We start from the raw sequence: 25,688 nt of genomic DNA, 5'->3' as shown, positions 1-25,688 counted from the left end.
CCCGGAACAATGTCCGGGGCTTAGGCGAAAAAATGTATGCTGGAATTATTCAGCGGCTTTTTCTTCGGTTGAAGCAGCTTCTTCAGCTTTTACTTCTAGTGCAGTTTCTGCAACAGCAGCAGTTTCTTCAGCCTTCTTTTTGCTACCACCAGCACGGCGTGTACGCTTAGCAGGTTCAGCAGCTTTGGCAACTGTCTTACCGTAAACCTCGTTGAAGTCAACCAGTTCAATCATGGCAGTTTCAGCAGCATCACCAGGACGAGTGCCCAGCTTAATGATGCGGGTGTAACCACCGGGGCGGCTCGCAATTTTGGGAGCAACCACTGTGAACAGTTCTTTTACAGCAATTTTGCTGTTCAGTGCACTAAACACAACGCGGTGCTGGTGCATGATTTCAGCTTCACTGCCATTCTTCTTGGTTTTTGTAATCAACGGCTCAATAAAACCACGCAATGCTTTAGCCTTAGCCAAAGTAGTTACGATTCTTTTGTGAGCAATCAATTCGATAGCGAGGTTGCGCAACAACGCTTCGCGGTGGGCTTTCTTACGGCCCAGGTTGTTTACTTTGTCTCCGTGACGCATAACTTGTTAAGTTTTTACAACACACCGTGTCAAGGAATGTGTTGTTTGCATAAATACCTTTCGGTAGTAATGCGGTGATTGAATTATTGAAACAATACCTGAAGCTTAGAGCTCTTCGGTATCAATTCCCATTTTAGCGAGGTCCATGCCGAAAGACAGACCACGTTCGCCCAATACCTGCTCAATTTCGCTCAGGCTCTTCTGACCGAAGTTGCGGAACTTCATCAGGTCTTCCTGCTCGTATTGTACCAGTTCGCTCAGGCTGTTGATTTTAGCTGCTTTCAAGCAGTTGAATGCACGTACGCTCAGATCCAGATCTTCCAACGGAGTCTTCAGTATCTTACGCAGTTGCAGTGTTGATTCATCTACCAAGTCTTCCTTCTTCTCTTCTTTGGTATCGAAGGTGATGTTTTCATCGGTGATGATCATCAGGTGCTGAATGAGGATACGGCTGGCTTGCTTCACCGCTTCTTCAGGATGAATGGTACCGTCGGTTACCACTTCCATCAACAGTTTTTCGTAGTCGGTACGCTGCTCTACGCGGGTATTTTCTACGCTGTATTTTACATTCTTGATGGGAGTAAAAATTGAGTCAACGGGGATGTAGCCAAATGGAGCATCTTTCAAACGATTCTCTTCAGAAGGTACATAACCGCGGCCCTTACCAATGTGGATTTCTATATCCAGCTTGGCGCTGGCATCCATGGTGCAAATATTCAAATCGGGGTTCATCACCTCGAAGTTTTGCAACACTTCGCCAATCATACCGGCAGTAAACTGCGTTTTATTCTTCAGGCTCAGCATGATTTTCTCCTGCTGAATTTCGCCGTCAGTTGTTTTTTTGAAACGAACCTGCTTCAGGTTGAGGATGATTTCGGTTACGTCTTCGGCAATGCCTTTGATAGTAGCGAACTCATGATCAGCGCCTTCAATACGGATACCGGTGATAGCGTAACCCTCGAGAGAGCTCAGCAATACACGACGCAGAGCGTTACCTACTGTCAAACCATAACCTGGTTCGAGTGGGCGGAATTCGAATTGAGCTTCAAAATCGGTTGCCTTGTGCAGAATGATTTTGTCAGGCTTTTGGAAACTTAAAATGGCCATAGTATTTGTTTACTGGTATGTAAATAATGATTGAAAACTGAGAGCATGTAACAAGTCAAACCGCCAGATGAACATCACCGGCGGTTGACAGTTTATTACTTGCTGTACAATTCTACAATCAGTTGCTCCCTGATGTTTTCAGGTACGCTTTCCCTTTCAGGATAAGCGATGAAAGTACCTTTCTGCTCGCTTTCATTCCAATCCAGCCAGCTAAACTTAGCGTTTTTTCCACGGATAACGCTGGTGAAAGCGGTATTGTGAGCAGCTTTAGGAGCCAAAGTGATTACATCACCGGGCTTCAGTTGGAATGAAGGAATGTTTACCACTTCTCCATTTACACAAACGTGTTTGTGGCTTACCAATTGGCGTGCAGCAGGACGACTAGGAGCAATACCGAGGCGGAAAACAGTGTTGTCCAAACGAGCTTCCAGCAATTTGATCAGGTTTTCACCTGTAACACCCTTACGACGAGCAGCCTCTACGAAAGTTTTGTAGAACTGACGCTCCAATACACCGTAAGTGTACTTTGCTTTCTGCTTTTCCTTCAGCTGCATAGCGTACTCACCCAATTGCTTACGCTTACGGGCGGCACCGTGCTGGCCGGGAGGATTGCTGTTTTTGCCTAAATACTTACCATTGCCCAGAATGGGCTCGCCGAAAATGCGGCTGATTTTGGTCTTTGGACCTGTGTAACGTGCCATAAACTTTTTTCATTTCGATTTTTTTTGAAACCGGTGCTACGATCAGTAAAAAATCGTAAAAAATTAATCGTGCACCCTTTGTGTAAATGAAACCTTGTTGGCTCAGTTCCTTTCGCTCCCATTGGAGTTGCAGGAAATATTTCGACCTCAAAGCCCCCTTTAGGGGGTTTGGGGGTTATACGCGACGCTTCTTAGGAGGACGGCAGCCATTGTGTGGCAGCGGGGTCACATCCTTGATAGAAGTTACTTCAATACCGCTTTGAGAAATAGAACGGATAGCACCTTCACGGCCGCTACCTGGACCTTTCACGTAAACATCAGCACGTTTCATACCAGCGTCGAGAGCTACACGGGCAGCATCGGCAGCGGCAACCTGAGCGGCATAGGGAGTATTTTTCTTGCTACCCTTGAAACCCATTTTACCAGCACTGCTCCAGCTAATCACCTGGCCTTGCTTGTTGGTAATGCTAATGATAATGTTGTTGAATGTAGCGTTAACGTGTACGTCGCCGGCTACATCCACTTTTACCACACGCTTTTTTGCGGCGGCTTTGGCGCTTAATTGTTGTTTTGCCATTTTGTTTGGAGGTAATCTTGTGAAAAAATAAATCCCGACATCGCCTTTTGGGTGACCGGGAACCGGATTTTCCTCCCCCTCAACCATTGTTGAGGGATCCAGAATGAGCCGGATTTATATAACAAAGTCGTGAACAAGTTCATACTTGTTCACGACTCAATTATTACTTCTTAGGTGCCTTCTTCTTACCGGCAACTGTCTTACGCTTACCCTTACGAGTACGGCTGTTGGTACGGGTACGCTGGCCACGCAAAGGCAGACCTTTACGGTGACGGAGACCACGATAACAAGCGATGTCCATCAAACGTTTGATGTTCATGCTTACTTCGCTACGCAAAGCACCTTCAACTTTCAGTTCGTCGTTGATAATGGTACGAATAGCATTCAAATCTTCGTCATTCCACTGACTTACTTTCTTGCTGAAATCAATTTCAGCTTTGGTCAAGATGTACTGTGCAGTGCTACGACCAATACCATAGATATAGGTAAGGCCTATTTCGCCACGCTTGTTTTTTGGGAGGTCAATACCGGCAATACGAGCCATGTTATTTTCTTTTTCGTTTTTGTTCTAGAAATATTGGAGCTGCCGCTGGGGCAGCACTGATACATTATCCCTGACGCTGCTTATAGCGGGGGTTCTTTTTGTTTATAATGTACAGCTTTCCTTTGCGACGTACAATTTTGCAGTCTGCGCTACGCTTTTTTACTGATGCACGAACTCTCATCGTTCTTTTAATTTACAAAGTTTCAAAACTCAGGCTGCCCGGTTTTCAGCCTTCGCAGCGCAAATGATTATTATTTATACCTGAAAATGATCCGTCCACGAGTGAGGTCGTATGGGCTCATTTCTACGCCAACTTTATCGCCGGGCAAAATGCGGATGTAGTGCATTCTCATTTTACCAGAAATCGTACTTATGACTTCGTGGCCATTTTCGAGGCGAACCCGGAACATGGCATTCGACAGAGCTTCTACAATTACGCCGTCTTGTTTAATGAGTGATTGCTTCGACATATATATTTTGGGAGCGCAAAGATAGAAGTTTTCAACAAAAAACCGCAAAGGTTTCCCATTGATTTTCTACAATCGGGCTGCAAATGTGGGAAAATCTACGCAAAAAAGTAAATTTTACTGGCGGGTCATACCTGTCAGAGGCATTTTAAACAGCATTTTGGAGGTTACGCTACGCAAAAAATGAGCAGATTCGGTTATCCTACTTAGGTACTTCAATGTTTCCAAAATAATGCATGGCAGACCTGTTGGTACTAATCACGGTCACATTGGTGTAGCCACTGGTACCAATCATAAGTATCAGCTTTTGAACATCGGGCTTGTCTTTTGGCATGATTGTTACCTCCCAACTCCCCTTTTTGCCTGCCTCCTGCTTGTACTCAAATTGTGTAGATTCAAACCGAATACCACCATCACCGCCATACGAACCACCGCTAAACGATGTGCCAAAAAAAGGCAAATCGCAGCTCACTAAATCTGGTTTTACTACAATGCTATACACAGAAGTAAGATTGATATTCCGGCCTTTTTGAGTGGATGCAGATACTGCCTTGAAAGAATAACTTTTTGAAAGGATAGCAGATTGAACCGCAGCTTCTCTGGCGGCACTGGTCCTGCCATCGGTGAAGGAAGGGCCTGCACAACCTGTATGCATCACAACTAATAAAGCCAATAAAAGGCTGTACCAACTAGTTTTCATAGTGGCTACTTTTTTGTAACAATTTCGATTAAAAAAAATTCACCGGCAATACAATTTCCCATTGATGTGGCTGGGTAATACCTGAAAACTCCGGATCGAGCAGGTAGCTATATCGCACTCCCAAACTTACCGGCAGCTGATTCCACCAGCGGGTATCGAAATAAATTTCGGAGCCTAACGTGTTGAAGGTACGGGTAGCACCGGTACGTAAACTTTTTACCCGGGTGTAATCGTAAAACACATTTGCCCTGATGCGCTGGAAATACAAAATGTTGCCAAAACCCCAATCGGGGTAAAACAACGGGAAATGGTAATTGGCACCCAACCGGAACATCCTTGGAAAATTCACACTGTTGTAGCCTCTTGAAAACGGAAAAGCATTGGAATAGGCGTATTGCCGCATGGTATCACGGGCCTGCCAGGCGCCAGACAATACCAGACTATGATTGCGCCCAATACCGGGGAAGTACAACATACCGCTCATTAGCAACTGCCAGGCCTCCTGTCCATCAATCATATTGCGATAATCGGCCAATAAAGCCTGTGCAAACCGAGGGTAAATCTGTTGGCGGGCTTTTTGCACTTGTGATGTATAGGTAACCCGGGTGTTGAAGAACGTATAATTCAAATCCCGCAGCAGGCCTTTGCCTATCCCCTGCCAACGAACATTGTCTGTATTTACCGTAGCGGAGGCAGTAAAGCTGCGGTACATTTTACCCTTGGTAAAATTGAGGGGTAAATACAAACCAGCATAAGCTTCTGACTGATTGTACTGGAAAGTGGTATCAGCATTGTAAAATGCATCGCGGCCAAAAGTTTGCTTCACACCAATGAGAGGCTGCACATACCAACCACCATAGCGGATATTAGCTCCTGCTGTATGGCTTTGCTCATTGTTATTGTAGGTGTACGATAGCTCAGTCAACACTGTATTCAACACATTATTTCCTAAGAGTTTGGCCGTGTATTCTGCTTCACTTATTACGGGCTGCCAGGTATGAAAGTTAAATGGATGGGTCAGCTTCCGATACTTCGTTCCTGCCAATGGTGGCGTGGGCAATTGGCTTAAATTGGTATAGCTACCAACAGCTTGTTGAGGATAAAGCAATTTGAAGCCTTCTTCAGCAATACCTTCTGTAGCAGGCATCACAGGTGTTTGCCCCAACCGGAAACCATCCGCGGTGAAATACGAAGCCATTACCCCACCATTTTTGGCAAAGCCTTGATAGACCCCTGTGGTAAATGCCGTAACCTGCCAACGCTGGCCATTACTCCGCTGTATGGCGTACAGGGCGTCTTTGCCGGCTTCGCTTTGGGTGTAATAAATGGTATCGCCCTGCACCACAGGAAATGCCAGCAATCTTTCTGCCGGAGGCAACATCCATTGCTGTTGTTGCTTGGCAGGCTGCCACAACAACCAACCCATTTTTCCACCAGGCTCACGTACTGCCACCAATACTTCATTGGTTTGTGGCAAAAACTTTGGGTGCGATAAAAACCAATTTGCCGGTACTTTCAAAGAGTCAACCAAAGCGCCTTCGGTATTCATGATTAGCAAACGAGAACCATTCATTGGATCATGTTCAACAGCCACAATTTGGTCGCCATCCGGATGGATATCGGGTGAAAAAAAGCGTCCCTTTCCTGAGACATCAACAGCTTCACCGCTGGCTACATCCAATAATCGAATGATGCTGTAATCACGGTTGCCCCAGCGGGTATCTGCCTGAAATGCACTGTACACAATGCGGCCATTGCTATAACTGAAATAGTCATCGTACCCAATGTCTTTTACGGCAATCTTTTGTTCTTTGCCATCGGTCTCTACCAATACAAACTTTGGAATATCAGCATAGCCTGCTTTGAGCATAACCGTTTTGCCATCTGCGGTTGGATAAGGATACTTATAATCTGTTACCGCTTGTTTATTCAGCTTCGTAATCCATGTGGGTGAAAGATTGATTTTATTGGCCAGTTGCTTTTGGCGAAAATCTTGCATGGCTTCCTTCACAAATGCATTGTACGTTTTTCCCGTGTGTTTTTTTACTGCGGCCTGCATAGGATAAAACAAGGAGTTGAATGCAGCTGCATCCCGGGTAATTTTTTGCCAGACATCATCGCCGAATTGCTGCCGGCCATAGCTTACGAGCAGATAGCCGAGGTCGTAATGATTGGGATAATATTTTCGTAGTGAACCATTGCGCATTTGCATAAATGAATAGTCGTTGCGCATGTCATTCAATGCTGTGTAGGCATTCAGAAACAATGGGAGGCGGCCCCTGCCCTGTCCGCTGTACACCGTTTCATTCCACACGGCATCGCCTTCAAAAAACCAATCAGGAACCGATAAGCCATTGGCCAATGCCTGCCCCTGCTGGCCAAACAAGCCACCCATAAAACGGGATAGTCCTACATTGAAATTATTATACTGCTGCACATGCCTGTATTCGTGTATAGCCAGATTATCGGCCCACGACATACTGCCCAGTTCCAACGGATTTTGTGGCGGCATCATGAAAAACTCACTTCTTCGTGGCCCCATCATTACATAGCCGTTGCTATTATTCATATCATTTTGCAATACAATGCTATATCGCTTGTGTTGAGTGCCCAGCGAGGCAGGGCCTTGCTGCTGCTGCAAATACAACGACACTGCTGCAACACGGCTGGCTACACTATCCATGCCCGCAGGATAAATCACTTTTACAGCATCGTTGTTTACCTGCCGCCATTTTGTCCGGGCGGGGTTGCCGCCAAAAGTTTGTGCATGTACAACATGCTGCATGCCTGCACACATCAACAGGCCAAAACAAAAATGTAGTATTGAGGGCTTCATAAATCGTTGCTTCTTCATCAGCATGAAAATTAGGCCGAAGCAATATGCAAACCATCATTTGCAAAAAAAACGACCCGACAATTGCCGGATCGTTTTAACCATAACCTCTATCAAACAAATTCATTCAATTAATGCGCTGCGGCAGCAAGGCCCGCCGCTTTCTTATTGCCTTTTACCATGAGTACAAATGGAACGCAGACCAAAAACAATACGCCTACAAACGTGAATACATCCATATACGATAGCACAGACGCTTGTTTCAACACGTTATAATCAAGCGCCTTGTATGCACTTTGCAAGGCCACATCGGCACTCATGCCCTTGGCCATAAATGCCTGTTGATAGCCTTGCACCCGCTGCATTACATCGGGGTCGGCGGTATTTAAATGCGTGACCAAATCGGCACGGTGGTGCCAGTTTTGGCGAGACATATATGTGGAAATAATAGCGATGCCGAATGAGCCACCTAGTTGTCGCATCATGCCCGTGAATGCAGCGCCCTGACCAATTTGTTGCCCTTTGAGGGTAGACAGCGAAAGCGTTGTAATAGGAATGAATAATAGTGCCATGGCTACCCCACGCATGATGAGCATCCAGAAGAAAGCATCAGCGCCGGTATCGGGGGTAAGTATTTTGTAGCCCCATAAACAGAACATCACAAACAAAGCCATGCCTATAGCGGCCAGGTACTGCTGTGGCGCCCCTTTTTGCAACAGCTTGCCAATAAAGGGCATCAGGAATGCCGTGGCTAAAGTGGCGGGCACCATGAGTAAACCAGATTGCGTAGCATTCCATCCCAGCGTAGCTTGTGTGTACAATGGAATGATGAATGTGGAACCATACAAGCCAAAGCCCAGAATGAAAGATAAAATAGTACCCACACGGAGGTTACCATTTTTAAGCACCCGAAGTTCTACAATGGGATTGCTGAAAGTTAACTGGCGCCAAATGAAGAAATACAATCCCAAGACCGCCATCAACGAAGTGATGATAATGGTAACGGAGTTGAACCAATCTTCTTCCTGACCTTTCTCCAACACAAACTGCAAAGAGCCAACCGCCACAGCCAACAAGCCTATACCCAGCCAATCAATTTGCCGGCCAGATTTTTTCTCGGCATACTTGGGACTGCGTACATAGCGCAATGCAAACAATGTAGCAATTACACCCAATGGAATATTGATGTAAAAAATGTACGGCCAGCTGAAATTATCGACGATATAACCACCCAATGGCGGACCAAGTGTGGGACCAACAATAACACCCAATCCATAGATGGCCTGTGCCATACCCCGTTTTTCTACAGGATAGCTTTCGGTAATGATGGTTTGTGAAGTCACCAGCAACGCACCACCACCTACGCCTTGCAAAAAGCGGAAAATGATGAGCTCCCAAATAGTGGTGCTATTGCCACACAAAAAAGAAAAAATGGTGAAGATGATGATGGAAGCGGCAAAATAATTGCGCCGGCCAAACTGCTGCGACAGCCAGCTGGTCATGGGTACAATAATCACATTGCCGATAGCATAAGCGGTAATCACCCAACTGATTTCGTTGAGGGTGGCGCCCATGTTGCCCTTCATATCGTTGAGGGCTACGTTTACAATGGTGGTATCTACAATTTCGAGCAGGGCACATAAAATGGCAGTGAACGTAATAATCACCCTGCGGAAACCATATTCCACCAAACTATTTTCATTGGTCATACCTGACAGATTGCTTGTTTATGATGCATGAACCAAAGACTACTTCACCAATACATCAGCCGTTACATTCATACCCGGACGCAATTGTTGCAGCATGGCATCATCTGCTTTTGTGAATTCTATTTTCACCGGTACCCTTTGTACAGTTTTTACAAAGTTGCCCGAAGCATTATCCGGCGGCAGCAAAGCAAAGCGGCTGCCTGTGGCCGGACTAAACGACGTCACTTTCGCCAGAAAGTGGTGACCGGGAAATGCATCGACAGCCACACTTACCTCCTGACCAAGTTTCATTTTTTCCAACTGCGTTTCTTTGAAGTTGGCCACCACCCACACATCACTATTTACCACAACATTCATCAAAGTTTGACCGGGCTGCACCATTTGTCCTGGCTGCAGGCTTACACGGCTTACCACGCCATCAACAGGTGCTGTAATGATGGTGTAAGAAAGGTTGAGTGCTGCTGCATCCAGCTCGGCTTTGCGCTGCAAAATGTTGGCGTTGGCCACTGCCACCTGCTTGCCGGTGGTATTGCTTTGCGAACTCACCACATTGGTTTGTGCCCCTGCTGCTTTGCGTTGCTCCTGCAATATTTGCAATTGCTTTTCTGCAGATAATTTTTCTGCTTCAGCCTGTTCAAATTGCTGTTGGGTAATAGAATGATCTTTTACCAGATTGGCATAGCGGTTATAATCCTGCGTAGCTCTCCATACCCGCACTTTCGCCGCTTCAATTTGTGCATCGGCTACAGCTTCGTTTCTGCTGGCGGTTGTAATGCCGGTACGTGATGCTTCAGTAGCTGCACTGGCAACCGTAAGATTGCTTTCAGCAATGGATAATGCTGCCTGTGCCTGTGCTAGCTTCACTTGCAAATCGCGGTCGTCTAAAACAAGGAGAGTATCACCTTTTTTTACCCGCTGGTTATCCTTCACTCTTACCTCGGCAATAAAGCCGCCGACTCTTGGAATGATAGGACTAATGTTGCCTTCAATTTGTGCATCTTCCGTTTCTTCATGCTTTTGTGCATGCTGGTATTTGATGTAACCGTAGGTGCCTCCAACCAGCAGCAAGGCGATGAATCCAATTAAAAATTTGGTATTGGTTTTCTGTTTGGGCGTTGTATTGTTTTCCATGAATATTGGTCAATTTGTTGTGGTAGAATTATTTTCCGAAACCGGGTTGTAAAGAGCCGGCAGCTTTCAGCAAATTGGCATAGGCCAATGTTGCATCTGCTTTGGCATTTACCTTGTTGAGGCGGGCCCGCAGCAAGCTCAAATCTGCATCCAGCAAATCGGTCAGCGTGGCCAAACCATTGTTGTATTTATTGTTGGTAATGCGGTAGTTTTCAGTAGCCTGTTCAATGGCTTTATCGTACACTTCTGTTTTCTTTTGCATCAGCAATACAGCCTCGTAGGATTTATTTACTTCCAACCGAATTTTATCCTGCATCAAAGAAGTAGCCGCTTGTAACTCTTGTTGATTTGCCTGCAGTTCATTCAGCCTGGCTTTCGTTTTCCAAAGGCTACTGATGTTGTACTTTACACCTACACCCACATTGAGTGCATGACTGATGGTAGCAATGTTTTGCAAGTGTGCCGAAAAGTAACCACCCGTGGCGGCTACCGATGGCAGCTGGCTGCCTTTTACCGCTTGCATACCGGCTTTAATGGATTGCTGTCGCTGACCATACGCCGCCAACTCATTGCGATGCAGCATGGCCGAATCTTCCCAAGCAGACAAGATGCCTGCAGTGGGTGTTTGTTCAAAAGCAGCCGCTTCTACCTTCAGTTCAGTTTGCTCTGGCAGCCCCAGCATCAAACACATATTTACGCTGGCATCTTTCAGGTTGTTTTGTGCTTCCAGCAACGCCAGTTCTACATTCGATGCTTGCAAACTGGCTCGCATCAAGTCGTTGCGGGCCAGCAAACCATTTTTTTCCAGGTTGGTAAAATCCTTCACCCGCTGCTGTTCATCTTTCAAATTTTCTTCAATGAGTTTTACCGTTTGCGCCGCCTTGTACAAATTGATATACGCCGCAATACTGTTTTGAATGACAGCTTGCTGATTGACTGTAGCATCGAGCCTTGCTGCTTCTACCAAATATTCTGCTGAAGCAATGCCATAGCGAATTTGGCCGCCGGCATAAATGGGTACCGATGCATTGAGCATGCCAATGAGTGCTGTATTTACTTTCAACGATGCATTGGTTGAGGGTGGCGGCTGACCATTTCCTGTTGCAATTTTCAGATCTAAGCCGGGTTGGTTCAGCAGTAAAAAACTGGTGCTGGCACTAAGCTCCGGCAATTTCTTTTCTTCGGCCTGCTGCACTCTGGCAATGGCAGCATCAATTTTGGCCTTGTCCATTAGCAACAGTTGGTTGTGTTGCAGAGTCATTTGAATGGCTTCGGATAAAGTGAGTTGCTTGCTGTTTTGCTGTGCTATCGACAACACAGGAAGCAGCATCAACAATACCCAAAGGATGTTGTGATTGCTTGTCTTGGGATTCATTTATGATAGGATTGCTTTAAACAAAAAGAAAATGTGCTGTTTCAAACGGCGTTTCATTTCGGCCATGAAAGCTTCATCAGTCATGTGCTGCAGGTTGTGCATTTTGCGGTACGATTCTCTCGAATGCAGGGTTTGATAAGCTGTACCCACCATGGTAAACAACAACAAGGGTATGTCCACGTCCTGTTTGAAATCGCCATTGGCCTGCCCTTCCCGAATGATTTTGCCGATGATATTTGTATTGCGTTCCCGCACCGATTCCATGAGTGAGGCAAGGGGGCTCATCTCGTTTGATAACTGCTGGCGTAATATGAGGCTGTGGAAATAAGATTTGTTCGACATGCCTTCCACAAAAGAGTGAATCAGCTCCTCTACTTTTTGCCAGGGCTGCAGTTTGGTGTTGTCGGCCATTTCTTCCGCAGCTATCCAGGCATGGGTAATGCGGTGGTGAAAAATGGCTTCCATCAACTTTTCCTTGCTACCAAAATAATACGACACCATGGCAATGTTGATGCCTGCCTCCCGGGAAATATCACGGATAGACGTGCCGGCAAAACCATGCAGAGCAAAGAGTTTCTCTGCCGTTTCAATGATGTGTACCTGCTTATCGTTGTGCTCCATACGATTGAATTACGATGCAATATTAAACACTTGTTTAAATTCAAACAAACGTTTAATTAAAAGATAACCCACAAAAAAGCCGGACTTAACCGGCTCTTAACATTCAATAAAAATTGTAGGGAATTATTCGGCCCAGCTCATCACATAGCCATCGTTTTCCAATGCCAACGCAGCCTCGGTGAGTTGCAATGGATGGAAAGTATCGACCATTACCGCAAGTTCCTGGGTATCTTTTTTACCAATGGATTTTTCGACTGCGCCGGGGTGCGGCCCGTGTGGAATACCGGCAGGATGCAGCGTAATCATGCCCCGGGTGACGTTTTTCCGACTCATAAAATCGCCATCCACATAGTACAGCACTTCATCGCTATCAATGTTGCTATGGTTGTATGGCGCCGGTATGGCTTGCGGATGATAATCGTACAAGCGGGGCACGAAGGAGCAAATCACAAAGTTGTGGGCATCAAAAGTTTGGTGCACCGGTGGCGGCTGATGCACCCGCCCGGTAATGGGTTCAAAATCGTGAATGCTTAATGCAAAAGGATAGCAACATCCATCCCATCCTACTACATCAAACGGGTGATGGCCATAATGAATGCCGTACATCATACCCTTCTTTTTGGTATGAATCAGAAAGTCGCCGCTGGCATCTATGGGTTGTGCCAGTTGTGGGGTACGAATATCCCTTTCGCAATACGGGCTGTGCTCCAGCAACTGTCCGTACTTGCTCAGGTATCGCTTGGGCGGTACCACAGGACTGAAAGATTCAACGATAAACAAGCGGTTATCGGGTGTATCAAAATGAATTTGATAAATACAACCCCGTGGTATCACCAGATAATCGCCGTAGGAAAAAGATAGTTGGCCGTATTGCGTATGCAAAGTACCCGTGCCTTCATGCACAAAAATGACTTCATCGGCATCGGCGTTTTTAAAGAAGGATGAAGTCATGCTTTGCATCGGAGATGCCAGACTGATGTGGCAATCGTTGTTCACCAGCACCGGAACTCTACTTTGCAAATAATCCTGCACAGGCTGCAGGTTAAAGCCTTCGAAACAACGATGCTTCAGCATTCGTTCTTCCGCAACTTTCGGCCGTACATCTACTGGCGTATCATTGCCGATGATGACTGTAGGCGGATGAATATGATACAACAAAGAATAGTCGTTGGAAAAACCTTCGGTGCTAAACAACTGTTCGCTGTACAACCCGCCATCGGGCTTGCGAAACTGCGTATGCCGTTTGTGCGGCACCTGTCCTTGAGAAAAATAATGAGGCATGCAACAATGGATTTAAATGAATAGACAACTGTTCAACATTATTGTTGAATGAACGGAAAATGCAATCATGCATGTTCAAAAAATCAGCGTTGCCTGTTTTCGCACAGCGCCACCATCAGGAAATGATACTTCCAACGGCGCTTATCAATGTGGTAGGTAAAATTGCGGTGATACGGCATGGCTTCCGGCAATCGTTTCATCAAATGTACAATGCTGCTACATTCGCTGCATGCAAAAGCTACACACAGTGGGTTTGGTGGTATTGCAGCACAACCAATTGCTGCTGGCCTACAGCAACAGCAAGCAGGCCTGGTACCTGCCCGGCGGCAAAGTAGATGCAGGCGAAACTGCCGTGCAGGCTTTGCAAAGAGAAATAGCGGAAGAATTGCAAGTGACATTAGCAGCAGATGCATTGCATTTTTACATGCATATTACAGCTGCTGCTTATGGCGAAAACAATTTGCAAATGGAGCAAGATTGCTACCTGTGTTCCACTCCCGCCAACTGGCAGCCCTCCGCCGAAGTAGGGGCCATTCGGTATTTCACATTGGCTTCGTATAGCCAAGAACCAGCGCAAGTACCGGGTGTGCTGGTATTGTTTCATCAATTACATCAAGACAATCTGTTGACTCCATGACTCGCATTGGTTTACTATCTGACACGCATGGCTGGCTCGATGAGCAGGTGCTGACACATTTTGCCCACTGCGATGAAATTTGGCATGCCGGAGATTTTGGTGAGCCAGATATCATTCCAACGTTGCAGCAATACAAACCCGTGAAAGGTGTGTACGGCAATGTGGATCCTGCGTTTATCCGCTATCAATTTCCTGAAAGAATTTGCTTTACAGTAGAACAGGTAACCGTGTGCATGCAGCACATTGGCGGCTACCCTGGCAGGTATGCACCGGGTGTAAAAAACTGGTTGCACCAAAGCGGCGCCCAACTCTTCATCAGCGGGCATTCGCACATTTTAAAAGTGCAATACGATCCTGCTATTGAATGCCTGCATATTAACCCCGGCGCTGCCGGAAGGCATGGCTGGCATCAGGTTCGCACCATTGTTCGCTTTGCGATTAACGGACAAAAAATTGAACAACTGGAAGTAATAGAACTGGGCAAACGTGGCAGTTAATGAATAGGTAAATGCTGTATCTTACCCATTCTATCAATCCATTACTGCTATGCAAACATTTGACCGCCGCAATTGGCTCAAAAAAAGCGGACTGCTGCTTTCTGGTTTTACCATTGGCAATGGCCTGCTGGCAAGTCAATCCAATTTCACCGATGATATTTGGGAAGCAGGACCAGATGGGCAATTGATACGTATTGGTCAAAATGAAAATCCGTATGGCCCCGGCCCCATGGCCCGCAAAGCCATGATGGATGCAATCATCAACAGCAATCGCTATCCATCGGAACTAGCCACGCAATTGCGGGAACGCATTGCCAAAGCATACAAACTCAGCAAAGATCATGTGTTGTTGGGTGCTGGCAGCAGCGAATTGCTGGGCAATACGGCTGCACTGGCTGCAGAGAAAAAAGGCAGCAATGCAGTGAGTGGCGATCCAACTTTTCGTTTGTGGTTTGGCGCTGCTGAGTTGTTTGGATTGAGTATTAAAAAAGTACCACTGACGCAGGATAAAGTGCACGACCTCGATGCCATGCTGAAAGCCATGGATGCACAAACCAGTATGGTGTATGTGGTGAATCCACACAACCCAACTGGTACCATTGTGGCCGATAGCGACATGCAATCCTTCGCAGAAAAAGTAACGGCAAAATGCCTGTTGCTACTTGACGAAGCATATACGGAATATGCAGGCACCACCAGCCTGGCGCCGATGGTGGCCAACAATAAAAATCTGGTGGTAGCTAAAACATTCAGCAAAATACATGGCATGGCCGGAGCACGTGTGGGTTTTGTGCTGGCACATCCTGATACTATAAAAAAACTGGCTGCATATCAGCCTTGGGCCAATGCCGGGCCAAGTGCGGTAAGCCTTGCCGGTGCATTGGCGGCCATGGACGACCTTGCATTTATGCAACAAACCCGCCAGAAAAATGAAGCGGTGCGTAACTACGTTACCAAAGAAATGAACCAGCTGGGCTTGAAAGTGATTCCCTCCTACACCAGCTTTATTTATTACGACAGTGCTGCTTTCAAAGGCGACTTGGCACAGGTGATGACACAAGCCAATATCATGGGTGTACGTACGTATGAAAATGGCAGCAGCTGGCGTCGCACTTCCATTGGCACCATGGAAGAAATGCAGCAATTCATCAAAGTATTGAAAGCAAACATGTAAGCCTACTGCGGCGTCCATTGATACACGGCAGCAGCGGTATCATCTTGCTTATGCAATAAATGAATATTGGCTTGTTGCTGCTGTAGCATATTTTTTACCAATGAAAATGCTACAGCGTTTCTTCGTTGTACAGTTGCTGAAGGATGTACAAAATCATCGGTCAAATAAATTTTGCCGCCTTGATGATGCACTTGCTTTGCGGCCAGCATAGCTTGAGCAAATTGCTGTTCACCTGTAAAAACTTTTGCTTGACCATAGTACAATAAATAGCGAACAGCACTGGCACTGCCTAATGAAATCACCATGTCATTTTCTGTAGCATTATCAATCAGCCAAGCAGATTGAAACCGGGTATAATCCTCATTAGGATTTTTTATAAAGAGATAACCACCAACAAAATTGTGCAGGCACAAAACAATCACCAGTGCATACAAGAGCTGCTTGCTCGTATGTTTTACAATCAGCGGAAATAAATAAATACCTAACACTGCAAATAATGCTGGCTGAATCATGAGCCAAGGTTCTGGTGAACCTGGATCAACAATGAGTAAAGCAATGATGTAAATAACCAGCCATAAGGAAAATGGATTTTTCAAACAGCCATGTAATGAAATAGATCGGCGAATTTTCCAAAAAGCCAACAATGCCGACGAAATGAACAATGCTCCTGTACTAGCAGCAAGTATAGCTAAAGATGCATGTTGCTTAGCAGCATATACTTCTTCCACCAATTGCTTTCCGGGAAACCATTGTTCTATCAATTGTACCACCTGTGGAAATGCGTAGATAAAATTCAAACTCACCACATTGGAACCAACCACTGGCAGTGCATTCAACACATGGCCGGGAGACTGCTCTATTCCACTATTAATGTATTGCCAGAATGAAATATTAGTTTCATTAAATTGAAAAGCAACAGCATAAACAGTCAACACAATTGCAACAACGAGAATAGACCAAGCAGCTATTTGTACTGCAGCTATCTTTTGCAGTACAAAATAAATTGGTACAGCAACAAAAACTACCACTCCTGCAGGCTTATACCACAATACTGAAAAAGCAGCAAGTAAGGCTGTTATCATCAGCGGTTTCCAATGAAAACCATTTGCCACTGACACACAAGCAGCAAAAACGGTAAGTAAGCAAAATAAAAGTGAGACTGTATAAACTTCTGCTTCAACTGCATAGCGCCAATAACCGTAACTACACATAAAACTAATAGCACAAAGTCTTGCCAACACTGTGCTCAGCTGAAAGTAGGTTTTGAGCAAAAAGTAAAAAAGCAACACACTAATGGCTGAAACTATAGCACTCACTATACACATCAACCAATAAGCATCTGCAGAAGGCATTAACCATTGCACAATCGAAAGCAAGCCCTTAAAAGTGGGAAGAAAGAGCAGGTATCGTGGAAAAAAAAGGATTGCATAATCGTAAGTACGAATTGCATAGGCATAAAAATATCCATCGTCATTTTCACTTCTGTTGCCTGGAAAACTGAGCAGGTAAAATAAGACCAACGCAAAAAATACAGTCACATACGCCGCCTTGTTTACTATAAAAAAACGGCTTTTCATGAAGGTTGTGGTTTGGTGAGTCTGCTTTGTAAAGTACGAACCAAAATATGAAAGCAAAAAAAAAGTAAGCGGGCTACAAAATAGCCCGCTTACAATACAATGAATAATGATAGAAAACTACAATCTGTTTTTGAGCAGCATTCGTTTTACTACAATACCATTTGCTTCAATGACTATCCAATATGCACCAGGAGGCAGCAAACTGGTTTGCAAGGTATGCTGCAATACAGGTTGCCATTTTTGCAAGCTCACCTGCTGCACCTGTTGTCCTGTTTGTGTCAGCAACTTTACCGTAACCATGCCCTTGTATGCATGCTTCCATTTCAACATGGTAGCGGAGCCTACACTTGGATTGGGATAAAGTACTAATGCATCTGTTGGCGTTTGAGCTTCATTCAACATTGCTTCCGTTTCCAAACGAATTGGAGCGGTCGAAGCAAATTGCGTATTATTTGCCGCACCTATCGGTGCCTGACTTATTTCTGTGATTGTAAATCCGTTTAGGTAGTTGTAAGTGTTTACTCTGGCAAATGAAACCACAATAGTTCCAGTGGAGGTTGTGAGGTTCGTAAATTCTACCTTATTGGTTTTATTGTTATCTGTAAGTACGGTTTGTGATACACCGTTGATGGTAAATCTGGTACTGTTACCCGTGTTACTTCTACTCGCATACAATTCAATATTGTAGGTTCTGCCACTAACCAACCCACTTATAGTCAGCGTACGGTTTACGGTTGCATACGTTGTATACCGCAGTACCGCAGGCGGACACATGGTGCCGCCATAAGTTGCTCCATTGTCAGAGATGGCTTCGCTGTACGAAAGTGTGGCCGATACTGCACTTACACCTCCATCGGCATAATTCAGTGCTCCTGACAAACGGTTTGATACTTTTGAGCCACCAACATTCCAGTTGTTCCAACCTTCTGTTGTTTGAGGATTAGTTCCACCAAACAGGTTTACTTTAATCTGCCTTGTTGTGGTGGTGGGCTGTGGATTTACAGTTACCCAAACTGAATCAGCTCCGGTTGCAGCTTCAGCATCTGTAGCAGTAAGCCTGAACAAATAAGAACCCACAACTAAATTACTTACTGAAGTTGATGCTGCATTAGCATTTGCAATCACTGCACCCGCAGGGCCACTCTGAACAGTCCAACTAATTTGCTGCACATTATTTTCAGCATCATTTACTGCACCGTTCAATTGCACACTATTGATTGGTAAAGTAATGCTCACGTTGGCACCGGCTTCTACAACCGGAGCTGTGTTGGGTCGTGTGCTGAGCGTTACCCAAACAGAATCTGTAGCGGTTGCAGCTTCGTCATCGGTAGCGGTAAGCCTGAATAAATAAGTACCGACTACCAAATTGCTAACCGTTGTTGAGGCTAAATTAGCATTTGCAATCACTGCACCCGCAGGACCACTCTGGATAGTCCAACTAATTTGCTGTACATTATTTTCAGCATCATATACCGTACCATTTAGTTGCACACTGGTAGTGGGCAACTGAGTGTTGATATTGGCTCCTGCCTCAACAATTGGTGTTGTATTTATTCGAGGATTTACCTGAATGGCTACAATATCTGTAGCGATAGTGGCAGAATCATCGGCAACAGTCAATTCAAACAAATAGCTACCCACAATTAAGCCTGATACAACCGGCGATGCAATATTGACCGCACTGAAACTGGCATTGGATGGCCCATCCACCTGACGCCATGCAAATGAAACAATTGTACCATCATTATCTACTCCAGAGCCCCGGAGTTGTACACTGCTTACTGGCAAAGTGATAGTTGTATCATTTCCGGCATGGGCAATGGGCAGTTCATTGGCTGCTCTTCTCACTAATATAACCACCGTATCTCTGCTTACAGCAGATTGATTATCGGTTGCAGACAACTCGAACTGATAAGTACCAGGCTGTAAATTATTGACGATTGTATTTGCACTGGCAGGTGTAGTGATAGTAGCTGTTACAGGGCCGGCAACCTGCCGCCATGCAACACTGCTAATGCTGCCATCAGTATCAGTCGCAACTCCATTGAGCGTTACACTTGAATCTGGTGCAATGATTGTTTGATCAGCTCCTGCATTCACGATTGGGACAATATTGCCTTGCAAACAAAAACTGTCCAGTATTCTTTCGCCAACCACTCTTGTGTACAGTAAATGGTGACCCATATTATTTACGTGAACGCCATCTACATTATATGCATCTACAATGGTACCATCGGGGTTAGCCAGATCCGTCCAGAAATCAATGGCTTTATTGCCAAAGCGTTGGTAGGTCCAGTCACGAACTACCATCAGGTTATTTCGTTGTCCGGCATTTAACGCTGTTCGGGGTTGTGTAGTGGTCACCCACACAGTAATACCTGCAGCATCAGTCAAGGCAAGTGTTCTTTCATAATTGGCCTGTTGCTCTGCCAGCGTATAATTCAGGGCAACATCATTGCTTGGTAAATTGATGATGATGATATCGGGATTGTAGCTTAATGCTTTAGTAATGTTGCGCAAGGTATCCGGCACAGGTCGGCCCTCTGGTGGTACAAAACCGTTAGGGTTGAGTAAATGATAGGTAGTACGACTTGATGTAGCAATATTGATAACCTCGTTTGCGGGGTTAAAGCTGCGGACATATTTCCGAAACTTACTTACCCAGTTACTATCTGGCACACTGGCACCTGTGCCCATGGCCGTGCTCGAACCCATCACTACAATACGAACCTGTTTACCACAGTTCAATGAATCAATAACAGCAGGCGGGGCAAACGGATTGGTGCCAATGAGTACATACACAGAATCTCTGCCTGATAACCCATCATTATCGGTTACGGTTAACTCAAACCCATACCTGCCTGTCAACGGGTTTTCTACAGTGGCAATTGCCTGATTGGCATTTACGATAAAACTTCCAGCAGGACCTTCAAACTGCTCCCAATGATAGTTACTGATGGTGCCATCAACATCTGACGAAGCCGACCCATTGAGGGTAAATGAAGTCAATGGAAGAGTGAAAGCTGCGTCTGAACCTGCATTGGCTGTTGGCGCCAGCGGGTCTGGTGGAAATACTGTTACCTGCATGGTATCCAAATCAGCAGCGCCACTATTGTCAGTTACCATCAGCTGCATTTCATAAGTACCTGCTTCCAAATTGCTGATAACAGGATTAACGATATTGGGATTGCTGATGCTGAACGAAGCGGGACCAGAAATTTTAGACCAGGCATAATTGGTAATGCTTCCATCCTGATCGTAAGAGGAAGCTCCGCTTAAAGAAACACTATTGGTTGGCATTGCAATACTTGCATCGGGACCTGCATTAGCTACCGGTGCCAAATTGCCGGTGATAGCTGTTGTTTCGGTCAGCATAAATCCATTCAGGTAACTGTATGTATTTACCCGGGCAATGGTCACCGTTATGTTACCGTTGCTCGTTGTCAGGTTACTGAAAATGACCCTGTTGGTTTTGTTGCCATCAGTAAGTACGGTTTGCGTGGTACCGTTTATGGTAAAGCGAGTGGAATTGCCGGTATTATTCCGGCTTGCATACAACTCTAATGCATAGGTTTTACCAGCAGCTAATCCGCTAATGGTTAGTGTACGGGACACGGTAGCATACGTTGTATACCGCAATACCGCAGGCGGGCACATGGTGCCGCCATAGCTGGCCCCATTGTCAGAAACGGCTTCGCTGTAAGAAAGAGTAGCACCTACTGCACTGGATGTGCCATCAGCGTAGGTTAATGCACTAATGCTTCTGTTACTAACCTTAGAACCACCCACGTTCCAGTTGTTCCATCCCTCGGTGGTTTGTGGGTTGGTACCACCAAACAAATTCACTTTTATTTGCTTGGTAACAACAGGTGGCGGGGCATTTACTGTAACCCTGATGGTATCAAATGCAACAGCTGCGCTATCATCTGTAACCCTCAGCTCAAAGCGGTAACTACCCTGTAGCAAGTTGCTAATGCCGGTTTGCACAGCATTTGTATTGGCAATATTTGCTGTGCCCGGCCCATCTATCTGACGCCATTGGTATTGAGTGATTACGCCATCAATATCAGCGGAGGATGAACCATTTAACGTACTGGTAATTGTGGGAAGCGTCAGCACCTGATCGGCCCCTGCATTTGCTATCGGTGCCACATTAGGATTTAAATTGACAACGGTAATCAACACCACATCTTTACTCACTCCACCTTCATTGTCTGTTACAGTGAGCTCCATTTCATAAATACCCTTGCGTAACTGACTGATTTGTGGCGTGGCAGAATTAGCAGCACTTATGCTGTATGATGTTGGGCCAGATAATTTAGTCCACTGATAATTCACAATTACGCCATCATTATCACTCGAATTGGTAGCGTTGAGCTGATAAGTGCTTGCCGGATATTCTATGGTTGCATCAGCTCCTGCATTGGCTTGTGGCAACAGGTTCGGGTTGGGATTGGTTACGGTAACCCGAACGGTATCGCGGTCAAACAAACCAGCCGCATCGGTTACCGTAAGCATGAAATTGTAAGTGCCGGCAACAAAACCGTTTACAGTAGTTGTAGCAGCAGCGGGAGTAGCTATAGTTTGACTACCCGGGCCATTCAGCTTCTGCCAATTGAATGTGAGCGTAGTATTCTCCGGATCGGAAGAAGCTAAGCCATTTAAAGTAACAGATGTTGTGGGCAAACTGATAGCTAAATCCGCACCGGCATTAGCATCGGGCGGATAATTGCGCCGGTAGCGCAGCATCCATTCATAAATATTATATCCGCCAACCTTATAAGCAGGGTTGCTGGCAAATACACTACTGTTGTTATGGGTTACACCATCAAATCGGGTGAGTATCGCCGGTATTGCTGGGTTAAAACTATTGATCCTGTTTACAAAATTGACCGACCATGAAACTGGCGAAGATTGATCGGCATTGCTATGCAAACTCCAAAATGGCAAGGATGCATTGGCAATGTTGTTGGCTCCTGCATCGGTGTATGGATTGATGTAAGGTGCAATCGTAACCATACCCGCCAGCCTGTTGGAGTTGGCGAGGCTGTTGGTGGCGTACTTTATTATTTGATCGGCCCCCATGCTATAGCCCATCAGGTAAATGCGGCCAGCATCAATTTTATAATTCTGTGCCAGCAAATAATTAATAAGGCTATTGATATCGCTGACACTTGCATAATCTCGCCACTGAGGGCTAATGACAATAAAAGAACTAGTTTGCCCATTGACAGTAAAACTGCTTGGAAACTGATTATTGTTGATGTAATAAGCTGCATTTTCACGGAGCACCTCATTCAATTCAGTAGTACCATTACCGTAGCTGCCGGCACCATGAAAACTAATCAGTAAAGGAAATTTCTGGCTGCTGGTGGCATAGCCTGCAGGCAGGTATTCATAGTATCCGCCGCAGTTGGCATTTACTGTTACACTACGTGCAATGTGCGTTTGTGCTTGGGCGTGAAGTACGGTACTACAAAGGAGTAGCAACAACACAACACGGCTACTGATAAACCGTATGGTATTTTTCATGAAAAAGAGAACTGGTGATTGCTTTGGTAAAAAAATTGACTCTTTACCGTCAACGGGCTCAGGGTTGGGTAAGGGGTCTATCGGGCTCTAAATTAGTTGCTTCCCCCCTTAATCGGAAATGAAATTTACTTGTTGAGACACCGAAATGTGGAAACTGGTTTCAATATTCGGAATGATTATACTTTTTTACACTGATACCTGAAGCCAAATGAAAAGCCCCGCCAAATGGCAGGGCTCTTCATTATTGAAATGTCGTTTAAACGAATTAAGCGATTTCAACTTCTGCACCAGCTTCTTTCAGCTTAGCAGCGATGTCTTCGGCAGTAGCCTTGTCAACACCTTCTTTTACAGGCTTAGGAGCACCGTCAACCAGGTCCTTCGCTTCTTTCAGACCCAAGCCAGTCAGGTCTTTTACTACTTTCACAACGTTCAGCTTGCTAGCGCCAGCGCTTTTCAGGATTACGTCGAAAGAAGTCTTTTCTTCTGCAGCAGCAGCAGCGCCACCACCGTCAGCAGCTACTACAACTGCAGCAGCAGCAGGCTCAATGCCGTACTCGTCTTTCAGAATTTGGGCCAGTTCGTTAACCTCTTTTACAGTCAGGTTAACCAGTTGTTCTGCAAATGCTTTCAAATCTGCCATGGTTTCTAATTTTTTCCGCCTTCATTCCGTAATGGTCCGGCGGAGGTTTTAAAAAAATTGTTGTACCCTCTTATAGCCGGGGGCATGGCTTATTGCGTTTCCGATGTGGAAAAACAGTCTGGGAGAATTACTCAGCAGCTGGTGCTTCGGGAGCAGCTTCAGCAGCAGGAGCCTCAGGTGCAACTTCAGGAGCAGCAGCTTCAACAGCGGCAGGAGCTTCTTCGGCAGCAGCAGCGCCGTTGGCTTCGTCTTTGTTGAGCAATGCGCTGAGTACACGCTTGGCCGGGCTTTGCAACAGACCGATTACTTCACCAATCAATTCATTCTTCGTCTTGATTTTGGTGAGGGCAGCCAGTTGGTTGTCGCCTACATAAATATCACCGTTGATGAAAGCAGCTTTCAATACGGGCTTTTCGCCTTTAGAAGCAGAGCGGAATGAGCTGATGATAACGGCTGGCTCCTTAGGGTTCTCAGAGAACATCAGGGCAGTTACGTTGTTCAGCGCTTCGTACACACCGGCATACTTTTCAGCATCCAGCGATTCGAGAGCTTTCTTAATTAAGGTGTTTTTTGCCACTTTCATTTCTACCTGCTTGTCGAAGCATACGCGACGCAGCTGGCTAACCTGGGCAACAGTCAGGCTTTCTGTATTGGTTACGTAGAAGTTGTTGTACTGAGCGAACTTGTCTTTCAGTACCTCAATCACGTCGTTCTTTTGTTCTTTAGTCATGTCAATTCGTTTTGAGTGTTTTCTGTACAACACTCCTCTTTGGCCTTCCGCCTTATCGGAGAAGGTTCGGAGGGGCCTTAGTGAATGAACGTTTTAGTATCAACAGGAATGCCGGGGCTCATAGAGCTGGCCAGGCTAATGCCTTTCAGGTAAGTTCCTTTGGCAGTAGAAGGCTTCAACTTAATGAGGGCGTTAATCAGTTCGTTGGTGTTTTCTGTAATCTTTTCAGGAGAGAAAGACACACGACCGATAGAGGCGTGAATGATACCAGCTTTGTCCACCTTGAAGGCAATTTTACCACCTTTCAGATCATTTACGGCACCAGCTACATCGTTGGTTACAGTACCTGTCTTAGGGTTTGGCATCAGGTTACGAGGGCCGAGAATTTTACCCAGCTTACCAATTTTAGGCATTACTGAAGGCGTGGCCACAATAACGTCGATATCGGTCCAGCCACCTTCAATTTTCTGAATGAACTCATCCAGACCAACATGGTCGGCACCAGCGCCTTTAGCTTCTGCTTCCTTATCGGGAGTGCAAAGCACCAGTACACGCTTGGTTTTACCAGTACCATGAGGCAGGCTTACAGTACCACGGATAGCCTGATCGGCTTTCTTGGGGTCTACACCCAAACGAACGTGCAGGTCAACAGAGCTATCGAACTTGGTACAGTTAATTTCTTTTACCAGTGCAGCGGCTTCGCTCAGGCTGTAAATTTTATTTTTCTCAACCTTGGCTTCCGCCACTTTTCTTTTCTTAGTCAATTTCATGATTCAAATCTTTTGAGGTTGATGAAAATTAATTTTCCCAGGGAGCTTTACCTTCCACATTCAAACCCATGCTGCGGGCAGTACCGGCTACCATTTTCATGGCGCTTTCGATAGTGAAGCAGTTGAGGTCTGGCATTTTGTCTTTGGCAATTGCCTCCACTTGTTCCCAGGTTACCTTACCAGCCTTTACACGGTTGCTTTCCTTAGATCCTTTCTGAATCTTGGCGGCTTCCATCAGTTGGATAGATGCAGGGGCAGTCTTAATTACAAAATCAAAAGATTTGTCGTTGTAAACAGTAATCAACACGGGCAGCACCTTACCCATTTTATCTTGGGTACGGGCGTTGAATTGCTTACAAAATTCCATGATGTTCAGACCCTTTGAACCAAGGGCCGGGCCGATTGGCGGCGCAGGGTTGGCTTGTCCTCCTTTACACTGGAGCTTCACATAGCCGGTGATTTCTTTAGCCATTCTAAAAACGTTTTTGGTGATAGCGTATCAG

23 protein-coding genes are annotated in these 25,688 nt (G+C 45.6%); 3 read left to right on the top strand and 20 right to left on the bottom strand.

What is annotated here, in order from left to right; all coding sequences use genetic code 11:
* Positions 1-45 precede the first annotated feature (45 nt).
* From rplQ to V7Q13_RS12030, 14 genes are all read right to left on the bottom strand, one after another.
* Positions 46-582, bottom strand: coding sequence for a 50S ribosomal protein L17 (gene rplQ / locus V7Q13_RS12095; protein ID WP_442958257.1), 537 nt, complete (start codon positions 580-582; stop codon positions 46-48).
* 105 nt (positions 583-687) lie between these two features.
* The gene (locus V7Q13_RS12090) at positions 688-1,689 is read right to left on the bottom strand and encodes a DNA-directed RNA polymerase subunit alpha (protein WP_333800934.1); all 1,002 of its coding nucleotides are present in this window, start codon (positions 1,687-1,689) and stop codon (positions 688-690) included.
* 95 nt (positions 1,690-1,784) lie between these two features.
* Complete coding sequence (gene rpsD / locus V7Q13_RS12085; RefSeq protein WP_157478717.1) at positions 1,785-2,390, bottom strand: 30S ribosomal protein S4; 606 nt, start codon at positions 2,388-2,390, stop codon at positions 1,785-1,787.
* A 175-nt stretch (positions 2,391-2,565) separates the two neighbouring features.
* Complete coding sequence (rpsK, locus tag V7Q13_RS12080; protein ID WP_333800933.1) at positions 2,566-2,967, bottom strand: 30S ribosomal protein S11; 402 nt, start codon at positions 2,965-2,967, stop codon at positions 2,566-2,568.
* Positions 2,968-3,130: 163 nt separating this feature from the next.
* On the bottom strand, positions 3,131-3,511 hold the full coding sequence (gene rpsM / locus V7Q13_RS12075) for a 30S ribosomal protein S13 (RefSeq protein ID WP_333800932.1): 381 nt from the start codon (positions 3,509-3,511) through the stop codon (positions 3,131-3,133).
* A 64-nt stretch (positions 3,512-3,575) separates the two neighbouring features.
* A complete protein-coding gene (gene rpmJ, locus V7Q13_RS12070; RefSeq protein WP_333800931.1) occupies positions 3,576-3,692 on the bottom strand; it encodes a 50S ribosomal protein L36 in 117 nt (38 codons plus the stop codon).
* Between the two features lie 70 nt (positions 3,693-3,762).
* On the bottom strand, positions 3,763-3,981 hold the full coding sequence (gene infA / locus V7Q13_RS12065; RefSeq protein ID WP_333800930.1) for a translation initiation factor IF-1: 219 nt from the start codon (positions 3,979-3,981) through the stop codon (positions 3,763-3,765).
* A gap of 199 nt (positions 3,982-4,180) precedes the next feature.
* Positions 4,181-4,678 carry a DUF4251 domain-containing protein gene (locus tag V7Q13_RS12060; protein ID WP_333800929.1) on the bottom strand — a complete coding sequence of 166 codons (498 nt, stop codon included), beginning with the start codon at positions 4,676-4,678 and terminating at the stop codon, positions 4,181-4,183.
* 28 nt (positions 4,679-4,706) lie between these two features.
* Entirely contained in the window at positions 4,707-7,463 is a 2,757-nt protein-coding gene (locus V7Q13_RS12055; protein WP_333800928.1) for a TolB family protein, read from the bottom strand.
* A gap of 179 nt (positions 7,464-7,642) precedes the next feature.
* The gene (locus V7Q13_RS12050) at positions 7,643-9,220 is read right to left on the bottom strand and encodes a DHA2 family efflux MFS transporter permease subunit (protein ID WP_333800927.1); all 1,578 of its coding nucleotides are present in this window, start codon (positions 9,218-9,220) and stop codon (positions 7,643-7,645) included.
* A 39-nt stretch (positions 9,221-9,259) separates the two neighbouring features.
* Positions 9,260-10,351, bottom strand: a complete 1,092-nt coding sequence (locus tag V7Q13_RS12045) for an HlyD family secretion protein (protein WP_333800926.1) — start codon at positions 10,349-10,351, stop codon at positions 9,260-9,262.
* Between the two features lie 28 nt (positions 10,352-10,379).
* The gene (locus tag V7Q13_RS12040) at positions 10,380-11,726 is read right to left on the bottom strand and encodes a TolC family protein (protein WP_333800925.1); all 1,347 of its coding nucleotides are present in this window, start codon (positions 11,724-11,726) and stop codon (positions 10,380-10,382) included.
* A complete protein-coding gene (locus V7Q13_RS12035; protein WP_333800924.1) occupies positions 11,727-12,347 on the bottom strand; it encodes a TetR/AcrR family transcriptional regulator in 621 nt (206 codons plus the stop codon). It lies immediately after the preceding gene.
* A 123-nt stretch (positions 12,348-12,470) separates the two neighbouring features.
* On the bottom strand, positions 12,471-13,628 hold the full coding sequence (locus tag V7Q13_RS12030) for a homogentisate 1,2-dioxygenase (protein ID WP_333800923.1): 1,158 nt from the start codon (positions 13,626-13,628) through the stop codon (positions 12,471-12,473).
* Positions 13,629-13,857: 229 nt separating this feature from the next.
* Between V7Q13_RS12030 and V7Q13_RS12025 the strand changes: the two genes are divergently transcribed.
* Genes V7Q13_RS12025 through V7Q13_RS12015 form a run of 3 tightly spaced genes read left to right on the top strand, consistent with a single transcriptional unit; the run spans position 13,858 to position 15,936 of the window.
* Positions 13,858-14,265, top strand: coding sequence for an NUDIX hydrolase (locus V7Q13_RS12025; protein ID WP_333800922.1), 408 nt, complete (start codon positions 13,858-13,860; stop codon positions 14,263-14,265).
* Positions 14,262-14,762, top strand: coding sequence for a metallophosphoesterase family protein (locus V7Q13_RS12020; protein WP_333800921.1), 501 nt, complete (start codon positions 14,262-14,264; stop codon positions 14,760-14,762). The genes V7Q13_RS12025 and V7Q13_RS12020 overlap by 4 nt, the downstream gene beginning before the upstream one ends.
* 49 nt (positions 14,763-14,811) lie before the next feature.
* Entirely contained in the window at positions 14,812-15,936 is a 1,125-nt protein-coding gene (locus tag V7Q13_RS12015) for a pyridoxal phosphate-dependent aminotransferase (protein WP_333800920.1), read from the top strand.
* A 2-nt stretch (positions 15,937-15,938) separates the two neighbouring features.
* On the opposite strand, the gene V7Q13_RS12010 is transcribed toward V7Q13_RS12015, so the two are convergent.
* The 6 genes from V7Q13_RS12010 to rplK all read right to left on the bottom strand — a co-directional run bounded on the left by V7Q13_RS12010 (position 15,939) and on the right by rplK (position 25,657).
* Positions 15,939-17,177: a hypothetical protein gene (locus V7Q13_RS12010; RefSeq protein ID WP_333800919.1), complete on the bottom strand. Its 1,239-nt coding sequence runs from the start codon at positions 17,175-17,177 to the stop codon at positions 15,939-15,941.
* A 453-nt stretch (positions 17,178-17,630) separates the two neighbouring features.
* Positions 17,631-23,045, bottom strand: a complete 5,415-nt coding sequence (locus tag V7Q13_RS12005; RefSeq protein ID WP_333800918.1) for a PKD domain-containing protein — start codon at positions 23,043-23,045, stop codon at positions 17,631-17,633.
* A 265-nt stretch (positions 23,046-23,310) separates the two neighbouring features.
* Positions 23,311-23,685 carry a 50S ribosomal protein L7/L12 gene (gene rplL / locus V7Q13_RS12000; RefSeq protein ID WP_333800917.1) on the bottom strand — a complete coding sequence of 125 codons (375 nt, stop codon included), beginning with the start codon at positions 23,683-23,685 and terminating at the stop codon, positions 23,311-23,313.
* Between the two features lie 127 nt (positions 23,686-23,812).
* On the bottom strand, positions 23,813-24,415 hold the full coding sequence (rplJ, locus tag V7Q13_RS11995; protein ID WP_333800916.1) for a 50S ribosomal protein L10: 603 nt from the start codon (positions 24,413-24,415) through the stop codon (positions 23,813-23,815).
* Positions 24,416-24,492: 77 nt separating this feature from the next.
* Complete coding sequence (rplA, locus tag V7Q13_RS11990; protein WP_333800915.1) at positions 24,493-25,185, bottom strand: 50S ribosomal protein L1; 693 nt, start codon at positions 25,183-25,185, stop codon at positions 24,493-24,495.
* A 28-nt stretch (positions 25,186-25,213) separates the two neighbouring features.
* On the bottom strand, positions 25,214-25,657 hold the full coding sequence (gene rplK / locus V7Q13_RS11985) for a 50S ribosomal protein L11 (protein ID WP_333800914.1): 444 nt from the start codon (positions 25,655-25,657) through the stop codon (positions 25,214-25,216).
* Between the last annotated feature and the right edge of the window lie 31 nt (positions 25,658-25,688).

This window comes from Phnomibacter sp., from assembly GCF_036803085.1.
Taxonomy (GTDB): domain Bacteria; phylum Bacteroidota; class Bacteroidia; order Chitinophagales; family Chitinophagaceae; genus Phnomibacter.
Note: the sequence above shows the minus strand (reverse complement) of the source record. Positions and strands in the feature narration are given on the sequence as shown.